The following is an 18892-nucleotide window of genomic DNA, read 5'->3' on the forward strand; positions in this document are numbered from 1 at the left end:
CTTGGGGCATGGCAGGCTTGCGTTTGCCATGCGCAGGGTCATCGTGGTTTTCGAGGAAGGTGGCGTCACCCGCAGACGGCTGCAGCGAGCGCCGGCATGCTTGCTATAAGATACGGGAAACGGAAGTCCGCCCAAGAGGACGCAGACACCAGATCTGCCCCGGGCGGCGCACCGGCCGGCGCAAGGCGCCGGACCGGGGGGAGGACACAAAATGCCTTTCGGACGGCCCGGACAGAAGTTCTCGGTGCCCGAGAACGACGAGAAGGTGATGGCGTCGTGGGAGAAGTTCCTCGGCGGTGACGAGTTCGGCTCCGACGCGCTGCGCCGGTTGGTGGACGATTCCTGGCGGCGCTGCCTCGACAATGCCGTGGACCCGCAGCGGGTGCAGGCGCCGCCACCCATGCGCGAGGATCGCCTGCATTCCCTGCGCGACGATTGCCGCGAGCTGCTGGAGGCGAGCCAGCCGGTGATGGCCTCGGCCCGCGAGCTGCTCGCCGAGACCGGTACCGTGATGGTGCTCACCGATGGTGCCGGCGTCATCCTCAATCTGGAGGGCGATCCGCGGCTGCGCGACGCCGCCGCCGACATCCACCTCATCTCGGGCGCGAGCTGGAACGAGCTTGCCTGCGGCACCAACGCCATCGGCACCGCCATTGAGGTCGGGCAGCCGATCCAGATCCATTCGGCCGAGCATTACTGCTCCGGCATCAAGCGCTGGTCGTGCTCCGCCAACGTCATCCGCGACCCGTATGACGGCGCCATCCTCGGCGTCATTGATGTCTCCGGCCTCTCGGAGACCTTCAATCGCCACAGCCTCGCGCTCGTGGTGGCGACGGCCGGGCGCATCGAGAACCGGCTTGCCCAGCAGGAGATGGATTTCCGCCTGCGGCTGCTCGACCATTGCATGGACCGCCTTTCAGGATCGAGCAGCGAGGGGGTGATCGTGTTCGACCGCCGCGGCCGGGCCGTGAAGGCCAACGGCGCTGCCACCGACGCCCTCATCGACCTGCAGCGCCAGCGCGGCGAGGTGGCGGGCGCCGACCTCTCCCGGCTCCGCCTCAACTGGCGCAAGCAGGCCGACCTGCCCGACGAGCTGCCGCCCTGGATGCGGCGCGAATGGCTGGAGCCGGTGGTGACCGAGGGGGAGCGGCTCGGCATCGTGCTGCGCCTGCCCACGCGCCGCACCGCGCCGTCACGCACCGCGGGCGCCGACACCGCCGCCGCCACGGAGCGGGAGGCGGACAGCGGGGCTTTCGCGCGCATCGCGGGCGATGCGCCGTCCCTGCGGCACGCCATCGGCCGCGCCCGGCAGCTGGCCAAGAGCCGGGCGCCGGTGCTGCTGCTCGGCGAGACCGGGGTGGGCAAGGACGTGTTCGCCCAGTGCCTCCACGCCGCCAGCGCCGGCAGCGAGGGCGCGTTCGTGGCGCTCAATTGCGGGGGCTTCTCACGGGAGCTGTTGACGAGCGAGCTGTTCGGCTATGCGGAAGGCGCCTTCACCGGCGCACGCCGCGGCGGCATGACCGGCAAGATCGAGGCCGCCGACGGCGGCACGCTGTTCCTCGACGAGATCGGCGAGATGCCGAAGGATCTGCAGCCGCACTTCCTGCGGGTGCTGGAATCCGGCGAGGTCTACCGCATCGGCGAGACACGCCCGCGCAAGGTGAACTTCCGCCTCATCGCCGCCACCAACCGCGACCTGAGGGGCGAGGTGGAGGCCGGGCGCTTCCGCATGGACCTGTTCTATCGGGTGGCCGTCACCAGCATCGCCATTCCCCCTTTGCGCGACCGCGCGTCGGATATCCCGCTCCTTGCCGCGCGCCTCATTCAGGAGCTTGCGCGGCGGCAGGGGGTGGCGCCGCGCGGGCTCTCGGCGCGGGCGATCGAGGTGCTCAAGGCCTATGCCTGGCCGGGAAACGTGCGCGAGTTGCGCAACGTGATCGAGAGCAGGCTCCTCACCGCCGAGGGGGAGGAACTGGGCGAGGTGGACATCCCCGACGAGATCTGGACGGTGCCGGACGCCGACATCGTGCCGCCGCCTGCCACTGCGAGCCCGGGCGAGCCCCTGCGCGGGCTCACCGGCATGGAGAATGCCGAGCGCCTGGCGCTCCTGCGCGCCATGCAGGCGCACAAGGGCAACATGACCGCCGTGGCCCGCGACCTGGGCATCGCCAAGAGCACGGTCTACGCCAAGCTCCGCCGCTTCGGCCTCGAAGGCGTGGTGGGGGAGGCGCGGCGGTTCCAGATCTGACAGCCTCCGCCGCCCGCCCGGCACGCACGTTGCTTGGGAAAGGTGGCTTTCGTCGTCCCTTCCGAAAGTCTTCCTCCACACCGCCGGCCTCCACCGGCGGTGTTTTTTTGTCCGGCCGGGCATGGTGCGGTGCGGGGCAGTGCCCACTGCGTCGCACAAGATAGACCGATTTCCGAACGGGTATTCGCAAAGACGTCGGCCCATGGGGCGTTGAAATAAATCCCCGCCGCTAAAGTCGATGCAAATAGATGAAAAACAAAAGCCTCCCACCTTCCGCCGTCCTGGCACGGCCCTTGCGATCCGGTGCGGGAGCCGCGCGGATCGCGCCCCGCCCAGTTCGGCAGGCGCGGCCACCCGGTCATCCGAAGATGCCGGCCCCTGCGGCCGCAGCCGGAGAAAAGGTGGGAGGAGAAAGAGCGTATGTCCCTGCAGATCAACATCGACAACGGCGGCACGCTGACGGACATCTGTATTCTGTCCGACGATCAGGTGCGGAAGACCAAGGTCCTCACCACCCCTTATGATCTCAGCAAATGCTTCTTCGAAGGCCTGACCAAGGCTTCCGGCGTGCTTTACGGCGCGCCGGACGTGAAGCGGCTGCTGGAGGAGGTGGACCTCATCCGCTATTCCACCACCCAGGGCACCAACGCCATTTGCGAGCGCAAGGGCCCGCGCCTCGGCCTCATCCTCGATGCCCGTGCGCACGACCTGCCGAGCCGCCTTGCCGCCCACGACCAGGACGTGTTCGAGGCGCTGGTCGGCGATCGCATCGCCTTCCTCGACGTCGGCACCATCCATGGCGAGGATGCGGACGTGGAGGTGGTGAAGGCCATCAACAGGCTCACCGCCGCCGGCGCCAACCGCCTGGTGGTGAGCTTCTCCGGCACCGATTTCCATGCGCTGGAGAACCGCTTCCGCCTGGTCGCCCTGCGCAAGTATCCGCGCCACCTGCTCGGCGCCGTGCCGATCCTATACGGGTCCGACCTCACCACCGATACGGACGGCGAGCGGCGCACCTGGACCGCGCTCATCAATTCCTTCCTCCATCCCTCCATGGAGGCGTTCCTCTTCAATGCCGAGAACCGGCTGCGGGCCTACCGCACCAAGAACCCGCTGCTGATCTTCCGCAATGACGGCGACGCCTCGCGCGTGGCCAAGACGATCGCCATCAAGACCTATTCCTCCGGCCCGCGCGGCGGCATGGAGGGGGTGAAGGCCTTCTCGCGCCGCTACGGCTTCACCGACACGGTTTCCATCGACGTGGGCGGCACCACCACCGACATCGGCCAGTATCGCGACGGCACGGTGGCCGAGGTGCGGCGGGGCCACGTGGAAGGCATCTCGGTTTCGTTCCCCCTGTGCGAAATCCTGAGCGCGGGCGCGGGCGGCTCCTCCATCTTCAAGGTGGTGGACGGGCGCATCGTCATCGGGCCGGAGAGCGTCGGCGCGGTGCCGGGGCCGGCCTGCTTCGGGCGCGGCGGGCGCGAGGCCACCATCACCGATGCGAGCCTGCTCACCGGCCTGTTCGACCCCGCCTCCTATTTCGGCGGCGGCATGGGGCTGGACGTGGACCGGGCGGCGGCCGCCGTGACCGCCAATGTGGCGACTGCGCTCGGCCTCGGCCTCGACGATGCGCTGCTGCGCATGGAATTCGCCTATGAGGAGAAGATCGCGGCGGAGCTGCACCGCTTCACCAGGATCTCCGACGAAACGGTGATGCTCGCCTTCGGCGGGGCCGGCCCGCTCAATGCCTGCGGCGTTGCCGACAAGGCGGGCATCCGCCGGGTGGCGATCCCGCAGATGGCGGCGGTGTTCTCCGCCTATGGCATCGGCGCCTGCGACATCTCCCAGCGGTATGCCGTGGCCCTCTCCGATCCCGCGGTGCTGGCGGATACCATCGCGGCGCTCAAGGTGAAGGCCGCCCGCGACATGTTCGCGGAAGGCTGCGCCGCCGGTAGCTACACGGTGGAGGCCCGGCTCGTGGCCGATTTCGGCGAGGGCCGCACCGAGGTGCAGGCGCTGGGCGACCAGCCGCAGGTGCCGGACGCCTTCGCCGGCGCGCGCGCCCTGGAGGTGGAACTGAAGGCGGTGAAGAGCCTGCGCGAGGGCGCCGAGCGGTCCGCCTCCTTCGCCCCGGGCTCCGCCGCCGCCGCCCATGGCAAGCGCAACGTGCTGATCCGCGAGCGCGGCCGCATCGACGTGCCGGTCTATCGCCTCGCCGACCTGGCCGCCGGTGATTTCGCCTGCGGGCCGGCCATCCTGGAGGAAGATTACTTCACCTGCCGCGTTCCCGAGAACTGGCAGTTCGTCATCAGCGATGCAGGCGACATCCTGCTTAGCCGGGAGGATTGAAACAATGAAAGTCGCAATGACTGAATATCTCCGTATCGACCTGACATCGGAGAAGTGGGAGTGCCGGGTGTGCGGCCACGAGATCGCGCCGGCCCGCGGCAACTACAAGGAAGGCCTGCTGGTCCACAATCGCGACCCGCGGGAGATCCATCCTCCCATCATCGACCCGGACAAGTACCGCTTCACCTTCAGCCCCGACCCGGAATGGGTGCGCATCCTTGAATATTGCTGCCCCGGCTGCGGCACGCAGGTGGAGACGGAATATGCCGTGCCCGGCCATCCCCCGCTCCACGACATGGAAGTGGACGTGGATGCGCTGAAGGCCCAGTGGGCCGCCCGCGGGGAGGCGGCCGCCCCCTTCGCCGGCCCTGCCGTGGTGCGCGACGAGAGCCACGGGCACTGACGCCCCAAGCCGGCGCCGCCAACCCGGGAAGGGCGCGGCGGCGTCCTGCAGCGCAATGAACGGGGCGCAACGCGCCCGCCAGAATCCTCAGGGAGGAAGCATGAAACGCGTTTCCGTGGACATCGGTGGCACCTTCACCGACTGCTTCGTGGTCTGGGACAAGCAATATATCGAGGCCAAGGCCCTCACCACCCACCACAACCTCGCCATGGGCTTCAACGAGGCCCTGGGCAAGGCCTGCGGCGTGCTGGGGCTGCAGCTTGAGGAGATCCTCAGCGCGGTGGACAGCGTGCGCTATGCCACCACGCTCGGCACCAATGCCCTCATCGAGCACAAGGGCCCCAAGATCGGCATGCTGGTGACGGCGGGCTACGAGGCCACCGTTCCTTTGAGCCGCGCCCGTGGCTATGGCGAGGGGCTCGACAATCTGGGCCAGCAGGACATGCCCAATGCCCGCCGGCCGGACCCGCTGGTGGAGGCCCACATGATCCGCGGCGTGCGCGAGCGCGTGGACTTCCAGGGCAAGCTGGTGATGCCCCTGGACGAAGAGGACGTGCGCAGCCAGATCCGCGAACTGGTGGACCGCGGTGCGCAGATCATCGTGGTGGCGCTGGTGAACGCAGTGGTGAGCCCCACCCACGAGCAGCGCATCGAGGAGATCATCCTGGAGGAATATCCCTCCCACCTGCTCGGTGCCATCCCGGTCATCCTCTCCCACCAGGTGGCGGGGCGCAAAGGCGAATATGTGCGGGCGACCTCGGCCATCGTGGACGGCTACCTGCATTCCACCATGTACCACGCGCTCTCGGCGCTGGAGCAGAACCTGCGGGCCCATCGCTATGAGAAGCCCATGCTGGTGATCCACAATTCCGGCGGTATGGCGCAGCTCAATTCCACCGACGCGCTGCAGACCATCCATTCCGGCCCGGTCTCCGGCATCGGCGCGTCCGAGCACCTGGCGATGCTCACCGGCCTCGGCAATGTGGTGGCCACCGACATGGGCGGCACCAGCTACGATATCGGCATCGTGGTGGACGGCGGGGTGAAGCATTACGATTTCAACCCCGTCATCGACCGCTGGCTGGTCTCGGTGCCCATGGTGCACCTCGTGACGCTCGGCGCCGGCGGCGGCTCCATCGCCGCTTATGACCGCATGTACAAGACCGTCAAATGCGGCCCGGAAAGCGCCGGCTCGGACCCCGGCCCCGCCTGCTACGACCGCGGCGGCATGCGGCCCACCGTCACCGATGCGGATCTGCTGCTGGGCTATCTCGACCCGGAGAATTACGCGGGCGGCTCCATTCCGCTCAATCCGCGCCGGGCCAAGGCTGCCATCGAGGACACCTTGTGCGACGAGCTCGACTGCTCGGTGATCGAGGCGGCGCTGCTGATCCGCGAGAAGGTGGACGACAACATGGCCAACGGCCTGTTCACCGAGCTGCGCGCCCGGGGCTACGACCCCAAGGACTTCACCATGCTCGCCTATGGCGGCAACGGCCCGCTCCACTGCTGCGGCATCGCCCAGAACCTCAATATCGACCGCATCCTCGCCCCTCCGCTCTCCTCGGTCTTCTCGGCGGTGGGCGCGGGCAACATGCACCAGCTCCATATCCACGAGCAGTCGCTCTACATGGTGCTGTACGACAGCAACACCCGCGCTTTGTTCGACGATTACGACCGCTTCAACGCCATCGTCGCCGAGCTGAAGGCGCGCGGCACCCAGGACCTCCTGCGCCAGGGCGTGGCGCTGGAGGACATCCGCCACAATCTCGAGCTGGACATGCGCTACGGCAACCAGCTGGTGCAGACCACGGCGGTGATCGACAAGCATGCGGTGGATGGCGCGGCCGATGTGCTCGCCATCATCGCCCAGTTCTCCGCCGACTACGGCAAGCGCTTCGGCGAGGGCTCGCAGGCGCCGGAGGCGGGCATCCGCATCAACACCATCCGGGTGGCCGCCTACGTGCACCACGAGACGGTCCAGTTCGAGGACATCAAGCCGGTGCCGGAAGCCGAGCGAAAGGCGCCGCCGGCGCCCGCCTCCACCCGCGTGTGCCATTTCGTGGGCCAGGATGGTCCGGTGGCAACGCCGGTGTGGAGCCGCGCCGCCATCGCCCCCGGCGTCGCCATCGAGGGGCCGGCTATCATCGCCTCGGAGGTGACCACCTTCCTGGTCAATCCGGGCTGGACCTTCGTGGCGGCCAAGCAGGGCGCCTCCTGGTTCCTGCGCGCCAAGACGCCCGCCACCACCCACTGACGCCATCCCTCTCCCCGCCCCGGGCGGGGAGAGCGCGCCTCAATGCGCTGCGATCACAGACATATTCCGGGAGGATACCCCATGAACGACATGAGCATCGCCGGCCGCGGCAAGCTGCCCAGCGCCGAAGAGATGGCCCTCGTCAAGAAGTTCCTGAACGACACCACCCTGTTCCTCGGCCCCGACCCCGAGATCATGCAGAACCACGACCTCATGCCGCGCTCGGCGGAAGAGGAGGAGGCCATCGGCCAGGTCGCCGACAGCCATATCATCGCCAAGATCCGCGACCGCATCCAGTCGGGCTGCGATGAAGGCTATGAGATGGTGGAGCAGATGGGCGCGGCCCCCGGCGCCAAGTGGGGCGACGTGATCACCGGCGTCTATTCCGCCTCCGGGGACCTTGCCATTGCTTCCGCCGGCGGCGTGCTGATCTTCTCGGCGCTGGTGCACCACCCCATCAAGTTCATCATCAAGAACTGGATCAACGACCCCACCGTGGGCGTGCGCGAGGGTGACGGCTTCATCCATAACGACAGCCGCTACGGCAATGTGCACAACACCGACCAGTCCATGATCCTGCCCATCTTCCACAAGGGCAAGCTGGTGTGCTGGGTGGCCTCCACCGTGCACGAGGGCGAGAACGGCGCCATCGAGCCGGGCGGCATGCCCTCCATGGCCGAGAGCCCCTCGGACGAGGGCTTGAAGATGTCGCCCTTCCGCGTGGTGGAAAACTACCAGATCAAGCGCGACATCCTCACCTTCCTGCAGAATTCCGTGCGCGAGCCGAAGCTGCAGTATGAGGACATGAAGGTGAAGCTGTTCGCCTGCCTGCGCATCAAGCAGCGCATCGAGGAGACGCTGAACACCGACGGGCCGGAGGCGCTCATCTCGACCCTGCGCTTGACCATGGAGAATGTGCGCGCCGAGGTGAAGCGCCGCATTTCCCAATGGCCGGACATGACGGTGCGCACCTACATCATCCAGGATTCGACCCTGCGCGAGAATTGCGTAGTCAAGATCAATTGCAAGCTCACCAAGACCGGCGACCGGCTGATCTTCGATTTCCGCGGCTCCGCGCCCGAATTCACCAACCGCGCTACCAATACCATCGTCGCCGGCCTCAAGGGCATGCTGGCGCAGGTGTTCCTCTGTTATGTGTGGCCGGACCTGCCGCGCGGTCAGGCGGCCTTCGCCCCCATCGAGGTCATCACCGACCCCCACTCCATCGTCAACTGCTCCTATGACGCGCCGAACTCCCAGTCGCTGATGTCCATCTTCACGGGCTTCACGGCGGGCCAGCACGCGGTGGCGAAGTTTCTTTATTCCTGCCCGGAGAAGTTCACGAAGGTGCATGCGCCCACCTTCAACATGATCAACACCTTCGTGTGGGGCGGCGTGTCCCAGCACGGCGAGACCCTCGGCAACCTCTGTGCCGACCTCAACGGCATGGGCGCCGGCGCCACGGTGGACCGCGACGGCGAGCATGCGCTGGCCCCCATCTTCGCCACCATGGCCGATATCGGCGAGCAGGAGCTGAATGAAGAGGAAGTGCCGTTCCTCCAGCTTGTCTCCAAGAAGATGACGCGGGACGCCGTCGCCCCCGGCAAGTATCGCGGCGGCCAGGGCTACACCATGATGGTGGCCACCAAGGACAGCGAGCAATGGGGCTTCATGACGGTGTGCCAGGGCGCCAAGATCCCGCCGCTCCAGGGCCTGTTCGGCGGCTATGCCTGCGGCTGCTACCCGCTTTCCAAGGTGAAGGGCGTGGATGTCTACGACGTGCTGCTCAACACGCCGGAGAAGTTCAAGCACTCCATCGAGGAGATCATGAACGAGCAGCCCTTTGAGGGGGCGAGCTACACCACCCACCACATGGGCATGGGCTTTGAAATCTCCAAGCGCGGCGAGCTGTTCATGATTTCCCAGGGCGCCGGCGCCGGCTATGGCGACCTGCTGGAGCGCGACGCCAAGGGGGTGATCAAGGATATCGAGGAGGGCCTCATCTCCCCCGGGGTCGCCGCTCGTCTCTACAAGGTGGTGTTCGACCCCGAGACCCTCGCCATCGACGACAAGGCGACGCAAGAGGCCCGCGCCGCCGAGCGTCAGGCCCGCATCAAGCGCTCGCGGCCCTATTCGGAGTTCGTGAAGGACTGGAGCAAGCCCACGCCCCCGTCCCACCTGCAGTATTTCGGTGCCTGGGGCGACGATGTCTCGGTGCTCTACATGGGCTCGCCGGCGAAGACCCGCGCCGCCGACACCCCGCGCCCGAACTACATGCCGCACCCCAAGGACGTGCGCATCGCCGAGCTGGAGGCGCGGCTGGCGGACCTCGGCGGCATGGGGGGCGAGAAGCAATGAGCCCTCGCCTCGTGGATGACCTGCCCCGGCCATCCGGGGCGCCGGGCCTGCGCGTGTGGCTGAAGTCGTCGGGCTATGCCCGGCGGCTTCTGCTGGGCGAGGACGGCGACCCGTGGGAAAGCGCGCCGCGCTATCTGTCCTTCTTCATCCAGGCCCACGGCCTGCTGCGGCCGGACGTGGCGGTGGTGGATGTGGGCGATCTCTATCGCTCCTGGGTGGCCCGCCATCCCGCGCTGACAGCGGAGATGGGCGCGAAGAAGCGCCCGGCCTTTCCCCTGAAGCGCATGCTGGAGGAGGCGGGGCCGCGCAAGCTCCTCGCCGAAGTGGTGGAGGCGGTGTCCGCAAGCCTGCGCGGCGCGACGCCTCTGGTGCTCGCCGCCCCCGCGCCCCGGCGCTGGCTTATGCAGGCGGCCGAGGCCGCCGGCCGCGGTGCGCCCGAGCTCGATGCGGACGCCATCGAGGGCGCGGCCATGTACATGGCCGACCTGGCGCGCTCCGTGTCCCACCTCGCCATCGGCGGCCTGCTGCTGGAAGAGGGGGTGGACGGTGCCGCCGATGGCGATGGCGCTGCGTATCGTCCCCTCGTGAACGTGGCGCGGCACTATCGCTGGGGCCTTGCCTTGCGGGGCCGGCCCGGACGGATGGCGGAGGATTTCGACACGGTGATCTCCACCGCCTTGCCCGAGAGTGGCGACCTCGCCCTCGGCCTCGACGTCAGCGGGCCCTTGTGGGCCGCCGCGCCCCTCGCGCCCCTCGATGCGGGGCAATTCTACTTCGCCGAAATCCCGGTGGGGGCGGAGCCGGAGGCGGTTCTGCAGAATCTGGCGCGCCTGCGGGCGTGACATGTCCGGCCCCGCGCCGGGGGAACAAGGCCGGCTCCCCAACGGGCCGGCAGACAGCAAAATGTCCAGGAGGAAACATGACCCGCCTTTGGAGCGCCGGCATTCTCGCCGGCTTCGCCGCCATGTCCCTTGCGACCGGGGCCGCCCGCGCCGCAGATGTCAATTCCGGCGACTATCTGCCGGCGCCGGCCGGCACCAACCTGCTGGTCTTCTACAGCCAATATGCCACCCGCAGTGCCTATGAGACCACATCCGGCCAGACCTATTCGGACGACACGGGCCTCGATTCCTATGTGAACATCCTGCGTTACGTGCACTATTTAGACGTCGGCGGCTTCACGGTGGCGCCGCAGGTGCTGGTGCCGGCGGGCACGCTCTACAATCTTCGCCTTGCGGGCACCTCGTTCGATGCGGCGGCCGGGCTTGGGGACCCCATTCTGGCGACCACCGTCTGGGTGGTGAACAACAAGGCCACGCAGACCTACATCGGCATCATGCCCTATCTGTTCGTGCCCCTTGGCCAGTACAGCGCCGGGGACGCGCTGAACCTTGGCGAGAATCGCTGGAAGCTTGACCTGCAGGCCGGTTGGTACCAGGGTCTCGCGAGCGGCCTCGCGCTCCAGCTGACTGGCGATGTCATCTGGTATGGCGACAATACAGAGGCGGGCAACGGGACGCAGACCCTGTCCCAGGACCCCACATACCAGTTCCAGGCGTGGCTTTCCTACGCCTTCGCCCCCACTTGGTCAGCTGCCGTCGGCTATTCCCAGTTCTGGGGCGGAACCGAATATCTCGCCGGTGTGGCCACCGGCAACGCGACGGAACGCTCGCAGGTTCGGCTGGAACTCTCCAAGTTCATTACGCCGAGCTTTCAGGTGCTGGGCCTGGTGCAGCGGGATGTGGCAACCTCGGGTGGCTTCCCCGAGGCCTTCCGCGGCACGGTGCGCCTGCTCCAGGTCTTCTAGAGCACGCGCCGATCAGCTTGCACCGCAAGCTGGTCGGATAACGCGTTCTCTATCCTTAAGTGAGAGGGCGATTGACCGATCAAATTGAGTCAATTTGATCGGATCGCGCTCAAGAGCACGTTCCGCTCAGCTTGCATCGCAAGATGATCGGTAAAACGTTCTCTATCAATAATTTAGAGACTGATTCACCGATCAGGTTGATTCAACCTGATCGGATCAGGCTCTAAGCAGCGGCCCCGCCCGGATGTATCGCCGCCATGCCGGCGACGGGCGGAGGGGCCGGCGCTCGCGCTCCGCGGTGCCGGCCCGGTGCGCTGCGAACGGTGCGGCGAGGAGCGAAGGCACAGCCCCGAGGGCCGGAGAGCAGATCTTCAACCGGCTCAGGCTTGATTTATAATAAATATAAACTGTAGCGGTCGTTTATTTCACAGAATATGTAGTATAATTTTCAATCCCGGAATTCTCGCGGACTCGACATCTTGCCCAGAATGTGGCAGAATTTGTGCGTTGGGATGATCAGCCATTGCGCTCGGCTGTTGAGCCGAATTTGCCAGCCAAGATCTTGACACTTGCCCGGGGGCATAGGTTGGGGGCTGGCAATTATGGTTGTAACCTTTCGCAAGGTGGCGAATTCTTTCGTTCTGGGTGTGGCCGTTATCGGGGCTGGACTTATAGAGGCCCAGGCCCAGCAGGCCGAAACCGTTGCGTTGGACACGGTTGTCGTCGCCGGCGAGGGCGCCGCGAGGGCGACGCCATCCTCAGCCGGGCCGGTCATTGATTATGTCGCCGAGGATTCGCGGGTCGGCACAAAGACCGACACCCCGCTGGCGGAAACACCCCAGTCCATCACCGTCGTCGGCAGCGAGCAGATGCGCGATCAGGGCGTGCAGAATCTGCAGGAAGCGATTCGCTATGTTCCCGGCGTCCTGGCCGATGGGTTTGGCGTGGATACGCGCGGCGACTATGCCGTCATTCGCGGTGTTCCGGCGGAATATTTCATCGACGGGCTGCGCAGCAGTTACGGCTACTATGTCAATACGATCGCCGTCGAGCCCTATGCGCTCGACCGGGTGGAGGTTCTGCGCGGACCCGCATCCATGCTTTACGGCCAGACGCCGGTGGGCGGCATCATCAATGGCGCGTCCAAGCTGCCCCTTGCCACCCCCCGCAACGAGGCCACTGTCGAATATGGCACGTTCGACTTCGCGCAGTTCAAGTTCGACAGCAGCGGGCCGCTGACGAAGGACGGAACCTGGCTCTATCGCGTCGTGGGCCTTGCGCGCGATGCCGGCACCCAGGTGGACTATGTGGACAACGACCGGCTCATGATCGCGCCGTCGCTGACCTATCGCCCGACCGACGACACCTCCATCACCGTGCTGGCCAACATCCGCGACGACAAGAGCGGTTCCACCCAGCAGTTTCTGCCGCAGATCGGCACGCTCACGCCGAACAAGTTCGGCCAGCGGGCGGATTTCAGCACATTCGTCGGCGAGCCGGATGATTATTACAACACAAGGGCTCAATCCGGCACGGTGTTCTTCGACCACAAATTCAACGACAATCTCAAGTTGCACAGCGTAACGCGCTATTCGCATGTGGAGAATGACTATAAATCCACTTACGGCGCCATTCTGACGCCAGCGCGGATGGCCTATTTCAATTCCGTGTTCGGGCCGATCTTCAACCCGGCCGATGCGCCCTTCCTCAATGCCGGGCAGAGCGAGATCGCCCGTGCGGTGACGCAGCAATTCACGGATACCGGGATCTTCAACACCGACAACAACCTGACCGGCACCTTTCAGACCGGACTGTTCTCGCACGAAGTCACGGCCGGCGTGGATTACATGCGGTTCGCCGTCGATACGGTTACGGCCGGAACCTTGGTGGACAATGCTTTGCCCGGCCAGCCGCGGTTCGACATGTACGCGCCCACCTATGGGCAGAGCACCTATCTCTTCAGCCTTTACGGCTTTGCCGTCTCGCCCGATGCAATCCCCATGTATGTGCTCCCGCACGAGGTGCAGAGCGATACCGGTGTCTACATCCAGGATCAGATCAAGGCGGGGCCGTGGAGGTTCATCCTCGGTGCGCGGCAGGACTGGCTGACCATCGAGCAGGAGGGCTCGCCCACCGAGACGGAGACCGCCACCTCCACCCGGGCGGCCGTATTGTATGAAACGGACTTCGGCCTCAATCCCTACCTGAGCTACTCCACCTCCTTCACGCCCCAGCCGGGCTCGGTGGTGGGCACCAGCATCTATTCGTCGGTCATGGGCCAGACGCTGAAGCCTGCAAAGCCGTTGCTGGGCGAGCAGGTGGAAGCCGGCTTCAAATACCAGCATCCGACCCTGCCCCTGGTCATCAACGGTGCGATCTACGAGCTGGAGCAGCGCAACCAGATCGTGCAGCCCGATGTCCTGTTCGACGCGGTGCAGGGCGCCAACATCAACGTGCGCGGCTTCGAGATCGAGGCCATCGGCAAGATCCTGCCGGAGCTGAAGATCGTCGCCTCCTATTCCTATACGGACGCCACCTATTCCGAATATCCCGAGCTCTATGGCTATCCCACCGGCATCTCGCAATTCATGGTGGGCAAGCCGGTAGACGGCATTCCCCAGCACCTGGCATCGCTGTGGGGGGTCTATACGGTGCAGGGTGGGCCGCTGCGGGGCTGGTCCGCGGGTGGCGGCGTGCGATATGTCGGGTCGTCGCAGAGCTACGGGCGCGACATCGCCACCCAGAAGACGATCGACGTGCAGACCCCCTCCTATACTCTGTTCGACGCCATGGTGGCGTTCGAGAACGAGCATTGGCGCTGGCAGCTCACCGCGCAGAACCTTGCGAACACATTCTACGTCACCTCCTGCCTCGCCTATCGCGGCGACTGCGGCGTCGGTCAGGCGCGCACGGTCATCACCGCCCTCACCTACAAATTCTGAAGGCTGCTCCTCTCCACCAATCCCGTGCTGATGGATTTCATGCTGGACCAGACCACGATCGCAAGCCTCGCCGGCTCTGTTCTCCTGCTGTCGGGCGTGCTTGCACTGCGCATGTGCTGGCAACGGAAGCCGGTGTCCGGGCCTTTGCTGACCATGGCGGGGTGGGGGCTGATTGCCGCCGGGCTCACGGTCTTCGTCCAGGCCTGGAACGGTGTGCTCGGAACCGCATATGCGCTGCTGGCCCTCTCCATCGTGGCTTATGTCGTGGTCGCGGGCGGCATCCAGGTCCGCCCCGCCCGCCGGCCGCCCCTGGCCAGCCGCGCGCTGGAGCCGGAGGACCGGCGGACCAACTGGGTGCGCGGCACCTTCAAGGCCTTCCTGGCCATCGTGCTTGCAGGGATCGCCGCCATGGGGCTCGGCCTCGCCTTCGCCATCGCCATGCCCCTCGACACCCATGACAGGATCGTCATCGGCGGCTTGCTGGTGCCGATCCTGTGGGGGGCGGGGATGGCCTGGACGTTGAGCGATGCGAAGCTGCTGCGTGCCGCCGTGGTGCTGCTTAGCGCCTCGGTCTTCGGCTATGGCGTGGCCTTCCTGCCCAAGGTGCTGGCCTGATGGACGCGCTCACACAAGCCAGGCCTCCCCGGCGTCAGCTGCTGTCGGCGCCATTCGTGCGGGCGATGCTCGCCGGCCATTCCGCGCTCGGCATCGCCTTTGCCGCGCTGATCTACATCGTCTGCTTCAGCGGCGCCGTCCTTGTTTTCCTCAACGACTGGCAGCGCTGGGAGCAGCCGGACACGCCCCTTCTTGTTGCCGTGACGCCCGAGCAGGTCAATTCCGCCCTTGCCACGATCCACGCCCAGGCGCGTGGCGAGGGTTCGGCGCACGACATCTATCTGGCGGGTCCCGGACCCACCAATCCGCGCTTCGCCGGTTATTATCACGACGACGATACGGGCGTGGAGGGCGAGCGCTTCCTCGATGCGGAGGGCTATCTGGATGCGCCCATCGAGGCCCCATGGTCCGAATTCATCGCGGAGCTTCACACCTCGCTTCATCTGCCGCGCACCTGGGGGCTGCTGATCGTCGGGCTCACCGGCGTTGCCCTGCTCTCGTCGCTGATCTCCGGCGTGCTGTCGCACCCGCGCGTGTTCAAGGATGCCTTCGCCTTCCGATGGGGCGGAAGCCGGCGCCTGGGTGAGGCTGACCTGCACAACCGCATCGGCGTATGGGGGCTTCCCTTCCATGTGGCGGTGTCGCTGACGGGCGCCTTGCTCGGTCTTTCGACCCTCATCATCGGCCTGCTGGCCTTTGCGGCCTATGACGGCAATTCCGAGAAGGCCTTTGCCGCCATCCTCGGTCCCATGGCGGGGGCGGACCGCTCCCCGGCGCCGCTGCCGGACCTTGCAGCCATGATCCGGCAGGTTCAGGCGCAGGCGCCGACGGCACAATTCGTCAGCGCGAACATCAAGGAAATCGGCACCGCCGGGCAGATCGTGCACCTCGGCATGAAGGTGCCGGGTTATCTGCCCATGGCCAACATGTATTATTTCGACGGGGCAGGGCGGTTCCTGGGCGATGGTGGGCTGGAGACAGGCACGGTGGGCCAGCAGGTCCTCGGCGCGCTTCAGCCCCTGCATTTCGGCTGGTTCGGCGGCGTGCCGGTTCGGCTGGCCTATGGCCTGCTCGGTCTTGCCCTGACCTATATTGCCTATAATGGGGTCACCATCTGGCTCGTGCGTCGCCGGGAGAAGGGCCGCCCCGCGCCGCAGCTGGAAAAGATCTGGCCTGCCCTGGGCTGGAGCCAGCCCCTGGCCTTCGGCATCACCGCCGGCGCCAGCCTGATCCTTGGCGACGCGCCCTTGCTGGCGATCTATGGGGCGGCGGTCGCCGCAACCCTGACGGTTGCCCTTATGGCAGGCTCGGGCGCCGTGGTGGCGCGCCTGTTGCGCCTCGCCAGCGCGGCGGTGCTGCTGGCCGTGGCGGCGGTTCATATGGCGGTGTGGATGGGGCAGGTCACCGACCCCATGGCCCACTGGATCAACGCTGCCCTGGTGGCAGGTGCGGTTGTGATCGCGCTTCCCGTGCTCACCCGCGCGCCGAGGCAGGGCTGATCCGCCCGCGGGGACCGGCCCGGAAGGCTGCTGCGCCCCGGTCGCGATCTGCCCGCACGGCGGATGCGCCGACGGTGCCGCGAGGTGCCGGAATCGTGCCGCACGAAGCGATTTCCCTTGGAAAAACAGGGGGTACGTCACGCAAGGGCAGCCGCGTGCTGCCGGCTTCTGCGCACCTCGGCGAGAGGGGAGGGGAGGCCTGGCCGGGCGGAGGAAGGTGCGACGTTGGTGCAGCCTCGCCGGCCGGGACGCGCGCTTGATCCAACCGGCGGCATCGGCCAATGTGCCTGCGATGGCAGGCCATTTCGGGCCTGCCCTTATTCCACCGTCAATCGAGGCTTGTCATGCGATCTGCCGCGCGTGCATTCCTTCATGTTCCCGTTTTCGGATGGTTCCTCAGGGATGCCATCAACGGGCTTCCGGATGCAAAGTATTATTTCATCGTAAATCTCGTATTTCTGTTCGCCGGGCTCGTTTATCTGTTCGGATACGCCTTTTTGATCATCTACGGCTTGACGATGACTGCGCTGGCGATGACCGCCCTCATCATCCTTACCGCGTCGGACATGCTGTCGAAGAAGGGCAAGCCCGGCGGCGGCGGCCATTGAGGCGCGCGGTTTGCGAATTGGTCCGGCGCGCCGGACCGGAGCGGGAACCGGGCTTCAATCATGAAGACTGCCGAGCGCCGGCTGCCTTGAGATGCACGGCGGCCGGCGCTCGGTTCAAGGTCCGTCCAGCCGGAATGCGGCGCGGACTTGCGCGCCGGCAGGTAATGGGCGCCTGTTCGGCGAACAGGCTCCATCACCATAGAGAGGCCGATCGGCCCAGGCTTCAGCGGTAGCGGCGGCTCGCTTCGATGGCGAGGCCGGTGCCGACCGAGCCGAAGGTGTCGCCCTCGATCACCCGGGCCCCGGGCACGCAGGTGCAGATGGCCGCGCGCACATGGGACAGGCGGGTCGAGCCGCCGGTGAGGAACAGGGCGTCGATATCGTCCGCCTTCAGGCCCGCCGTGGTGAGGCAGGAGGCGATCCGCCCGGCGATGCGATCCGCCAGCAGGCCGGTGTGCGCCACCAGATCCTCATGGGCGATGCCCACGGAAAGGCCGGCCTCCAGCACCGCGAGGTCGAGCTGGGTGGCGCCGGCCTCCGCCACGCGGATCTTCGCCGCCTCCACATCCAGCGCAAGGCCGTGGCCCCGTTCGTCCTCCACCGCCCGCGCGAGGCGCGACACCAGATCCGGCCGCGCCGCCTCGCGCTCCAGCTCGCGGATGGCCCGGGCGGTGCGCCCGTCATAGAGCCGGTTGATGGCCGACCAGGTGGCGAGGTCCTGATAGATCCCCACCGGCATGGACAGGCCCTTGCGCTTCAGGGGGCTGCCGTGGCCCAGCAGCGGCATCACCATGGACAGCGAAAGCTGCCGGTCGAAATCCGTGCCGCCCACCCGCACGCCTTCGTTTGCAAGGATGTCGGAGGCGCGATCCGCGCGGCCTGCATGGCCGGGGGCAATCCGCACGATGGAGAAGTCGGAGGTGCCGCCGCCGATGTCGGCGATCAGCGCGAGTTCCTCGCCAGCCACCTGCCGCTCGTAATCGAGGCCCGCGGCGATGGGTTCGAACTGGAACGAGATGTCGGCAAAGCCGATCTGGCGGGCAATGTCGCCGAGCACCTCCTGGGCGCGCAGGTCTCCCGCCGGATCGCCATCCACGAAATGGACCGGCCGGCCGAGCACCACCTGGTCGAGCCGGTCGCCGGCTGCCGCCTCGCCCCGTTCCTTCACCGCATGGAGAAAGGCAGCGATGACCGCCCTGAAGCCGAGGCGGGAGCGGCCCACCGGCGTGGTCTCGTCCACCAGCGAAGTGCCGAGCACGGATTTCAGGGCCCGCATCAGGCGTCCCTGCTGGCCGGAAACATAGGCGGCCATGGCCGCGCGCCCCACCACGGCCTCGCCGGTCCATGGAAAAAAGATGGCGCTTGGCAGGGTGTCGGCTGCGCCTTCCAGCGGTGCCAGCCGTGGGCCTTGCGGGCCGATGAAGCCGAGCGTGGTGTTGGACGTGCCGAAATCGAGGCCGCAGGCGGGCATGGGACCTCCCTGGCAGAAGCAGGATGCAATAGGGCCGCGCTTGCTAGAGCAAGTCTTGCTGCAACGCAAGAGCGCCGGCCGGCAGGTCGTGGGGGCGTTTGAAATGCAGCGTGGCAGGCCGGTGCGGTGCTTTCTCGGCTTCGCTGCGGTGGGGGTGGTGGAGGCGGTGGGGCCGCCTGGAGAGGAGGCGGCGCGAGGTGCTCGGGCCCTTTACGGCCGAGAGCCTGCGCAAGGCCCATGCCCTGTTGGAAAGCGGGCACAGCATCGGCGACGCCGTGCTGGTGGGCTGGCGATTGCGCATCTATTGCCAGACCTGGGCCGGTTCGACCGCT

The 18892-nt window shown here is 66.7% G+C and carries 12 protein-coding genes; 11 read left to right on the forward strand and 1 reads right to left on the reverse strand.

Annotation, left to right across the window (positions count from 1 at the left end):
• Positions 1 to 211 precede the first annotated feature (211 nt).
• The 11 genes from ACI7BZ_RS13360 to ACI7BZ_RS13410 all read left to right on the forward strand — a co-directional run bounded on the left by ACI7BZ_RS13360 (position 212) and on the right by ACI7BZ_RS13410 (position 17089).
• Positions 212 to 2248, forward strand: a complete 2037-nt coding sequence (locus ACI7BZ_RS13360) for a sigma-54-dependent Fis family transcriptional regulator (protein WP_414117636.1) — start codon at positions 212 to 214, stop codon at positions 2246 to 2248.
• 420 nt (positions 2249 to 2668) lie between these two features.
• Positions 2669 to 4600, forward strand: a complete 1932-nt coding sequence (locus ACI7BZ_RS13365) for a hydantoinase/oxoprolinase family protein (protein ID WP_414117637.1) — start codon at positions 2669 to 2671, stop codon at positions 4598 to 4600.
• A gap of 16 nt (positions 4601 to 4616) precedes the next feature.
• Positions 4617 to 5003, forward strand: coding sequence for an acetone carboxylase subunit gamma (locus ACI7BZ_RS13370; RefSeq protein WP_414117638.1), 387 nt, complete (start codon positions 4617 to 4619; stop codon positions 5001 to 5003).
• 100 nt (positions 5004 to 5103) lie between these two features.
• Positions 5104 to 7260, forward strand: coding sequence for a hydantoinase/oxoprolinase family protein (locus ACI7BZ_RS13375; RefSeq protein WP_414117639.1), 2157 nt, complete (start codon positions 5104 to 5106; stop codon positions 7258 to 7260).
• A gap of 81 nt (positions 7261 to 7341) precedes the next feature.
• Positions 7342 to 9618, forward strand: a complete 2277-nt coding sequence (locus tag ACI7BZ_RS13380) for a hydantoinase B/oxoprolinase family protein (protein ID WP_414117640.1) — start codon at positions 7342 to 7344, stop codon at positions 9616 to 9618.
• Positions 9615 to 10460 (forward strand): hypothetical protein, encoded by an 846-nt coding sequence (locus ACI7BZ_RS13385; protein ID WP_414117642.1) that lies wholly within the window; start codon positions 9615 to 9617, stop codon positions 10458 to 10460. The genes ACI7BZ_RS13380 and ACI7BZ_RS13385 overlap by 4 nt, the downstream gene beginning before the upstream one ends.
• 77 nt (positions 10461 to 10537) lie before the next feature.
• Entirely contained in the window at positions 10538 to 11425 is an 888-nt protein-coding gene (locus ACI7BZ_RS13390; RefSeq protein ID WP_414117644.1) for a transporter, read from the forward strand.
• 707 nt (positions 11426 to 12132) lie between these two features.
• Positions 12133 to 14367, forward strand: coding sequence for a TonB-dependent siderophore receptor (locus tag ACI7BZ_RS13395; RefSeq protein WP_414117645.1), 2235 nt, complete (start codon positions 12133 to 12135; stop codon positions 14365 to 14367).
• Between the two features lie 39 nt (positions 14368 to 14406).
• Entirely contained in the window at positions 14407 to 14982 is a 576-nt protein-coding gene (locus ACI7BZ_RS13400; protein ID WP_414117646.1) for a hypothetical protein, read from the forward strand.
• Positions 14982 to 16481 (forward strand): PepSY-associated TM helix domain-containing protein, encoded by a 1500-nt coding sequence (locus ACI7BZ_RS13405; RefSeq protein ID WP_414117647.1) that lies wholly within the window; start codon positions 14982 to 14984, stop codon positions 16479 to 16481. Before ACI7BZ_RS13400 ends, ACI7BZ_RS13405 begins: the two co-directional genes overlap by 1 nt.
• Positions 16482 to 16825: 344 nt before the next feature.
• The gene (locus tag ACI7BZ_RS13410) at positions 16826 to 17089 is read left to right on the forward strand and encodes a hypothetical protein (RefSeq protein ID WP_414117649.1); all 264 of its coding nucleotides are present in this window, start codon (positions 16826 to 16828) and stop codon (positions 17087 to 17089) included.
• Positions 17090 to 17312: 223 nt separating this feature from the next.
• On the opposite strand, the gene ACI7BZ_RS13415 is transcribed toward ACI7BZ_RS13410, so the two are convergent.
• A complete protein-coding gene (locus tag ACI7BZ_RS13415) occupies positions 17313 to 18560 on the reverse strand; it encodes an Hsp70 family protein (protein WP_414117651.1) in 1248 nt (415 codons plus the stop codon).
• Positions 18561 to 18892 lie beyond the last annotated feature (332 nt).

Source organism: Xanthobacter sp. AM11, assembly GCF_047444035.1.
Lineage (GTDB): Bacteria > Pseudomonadota > Alphaproteobacteria > Rhizobiales > Xanthobacteraceae > Xanthobacter.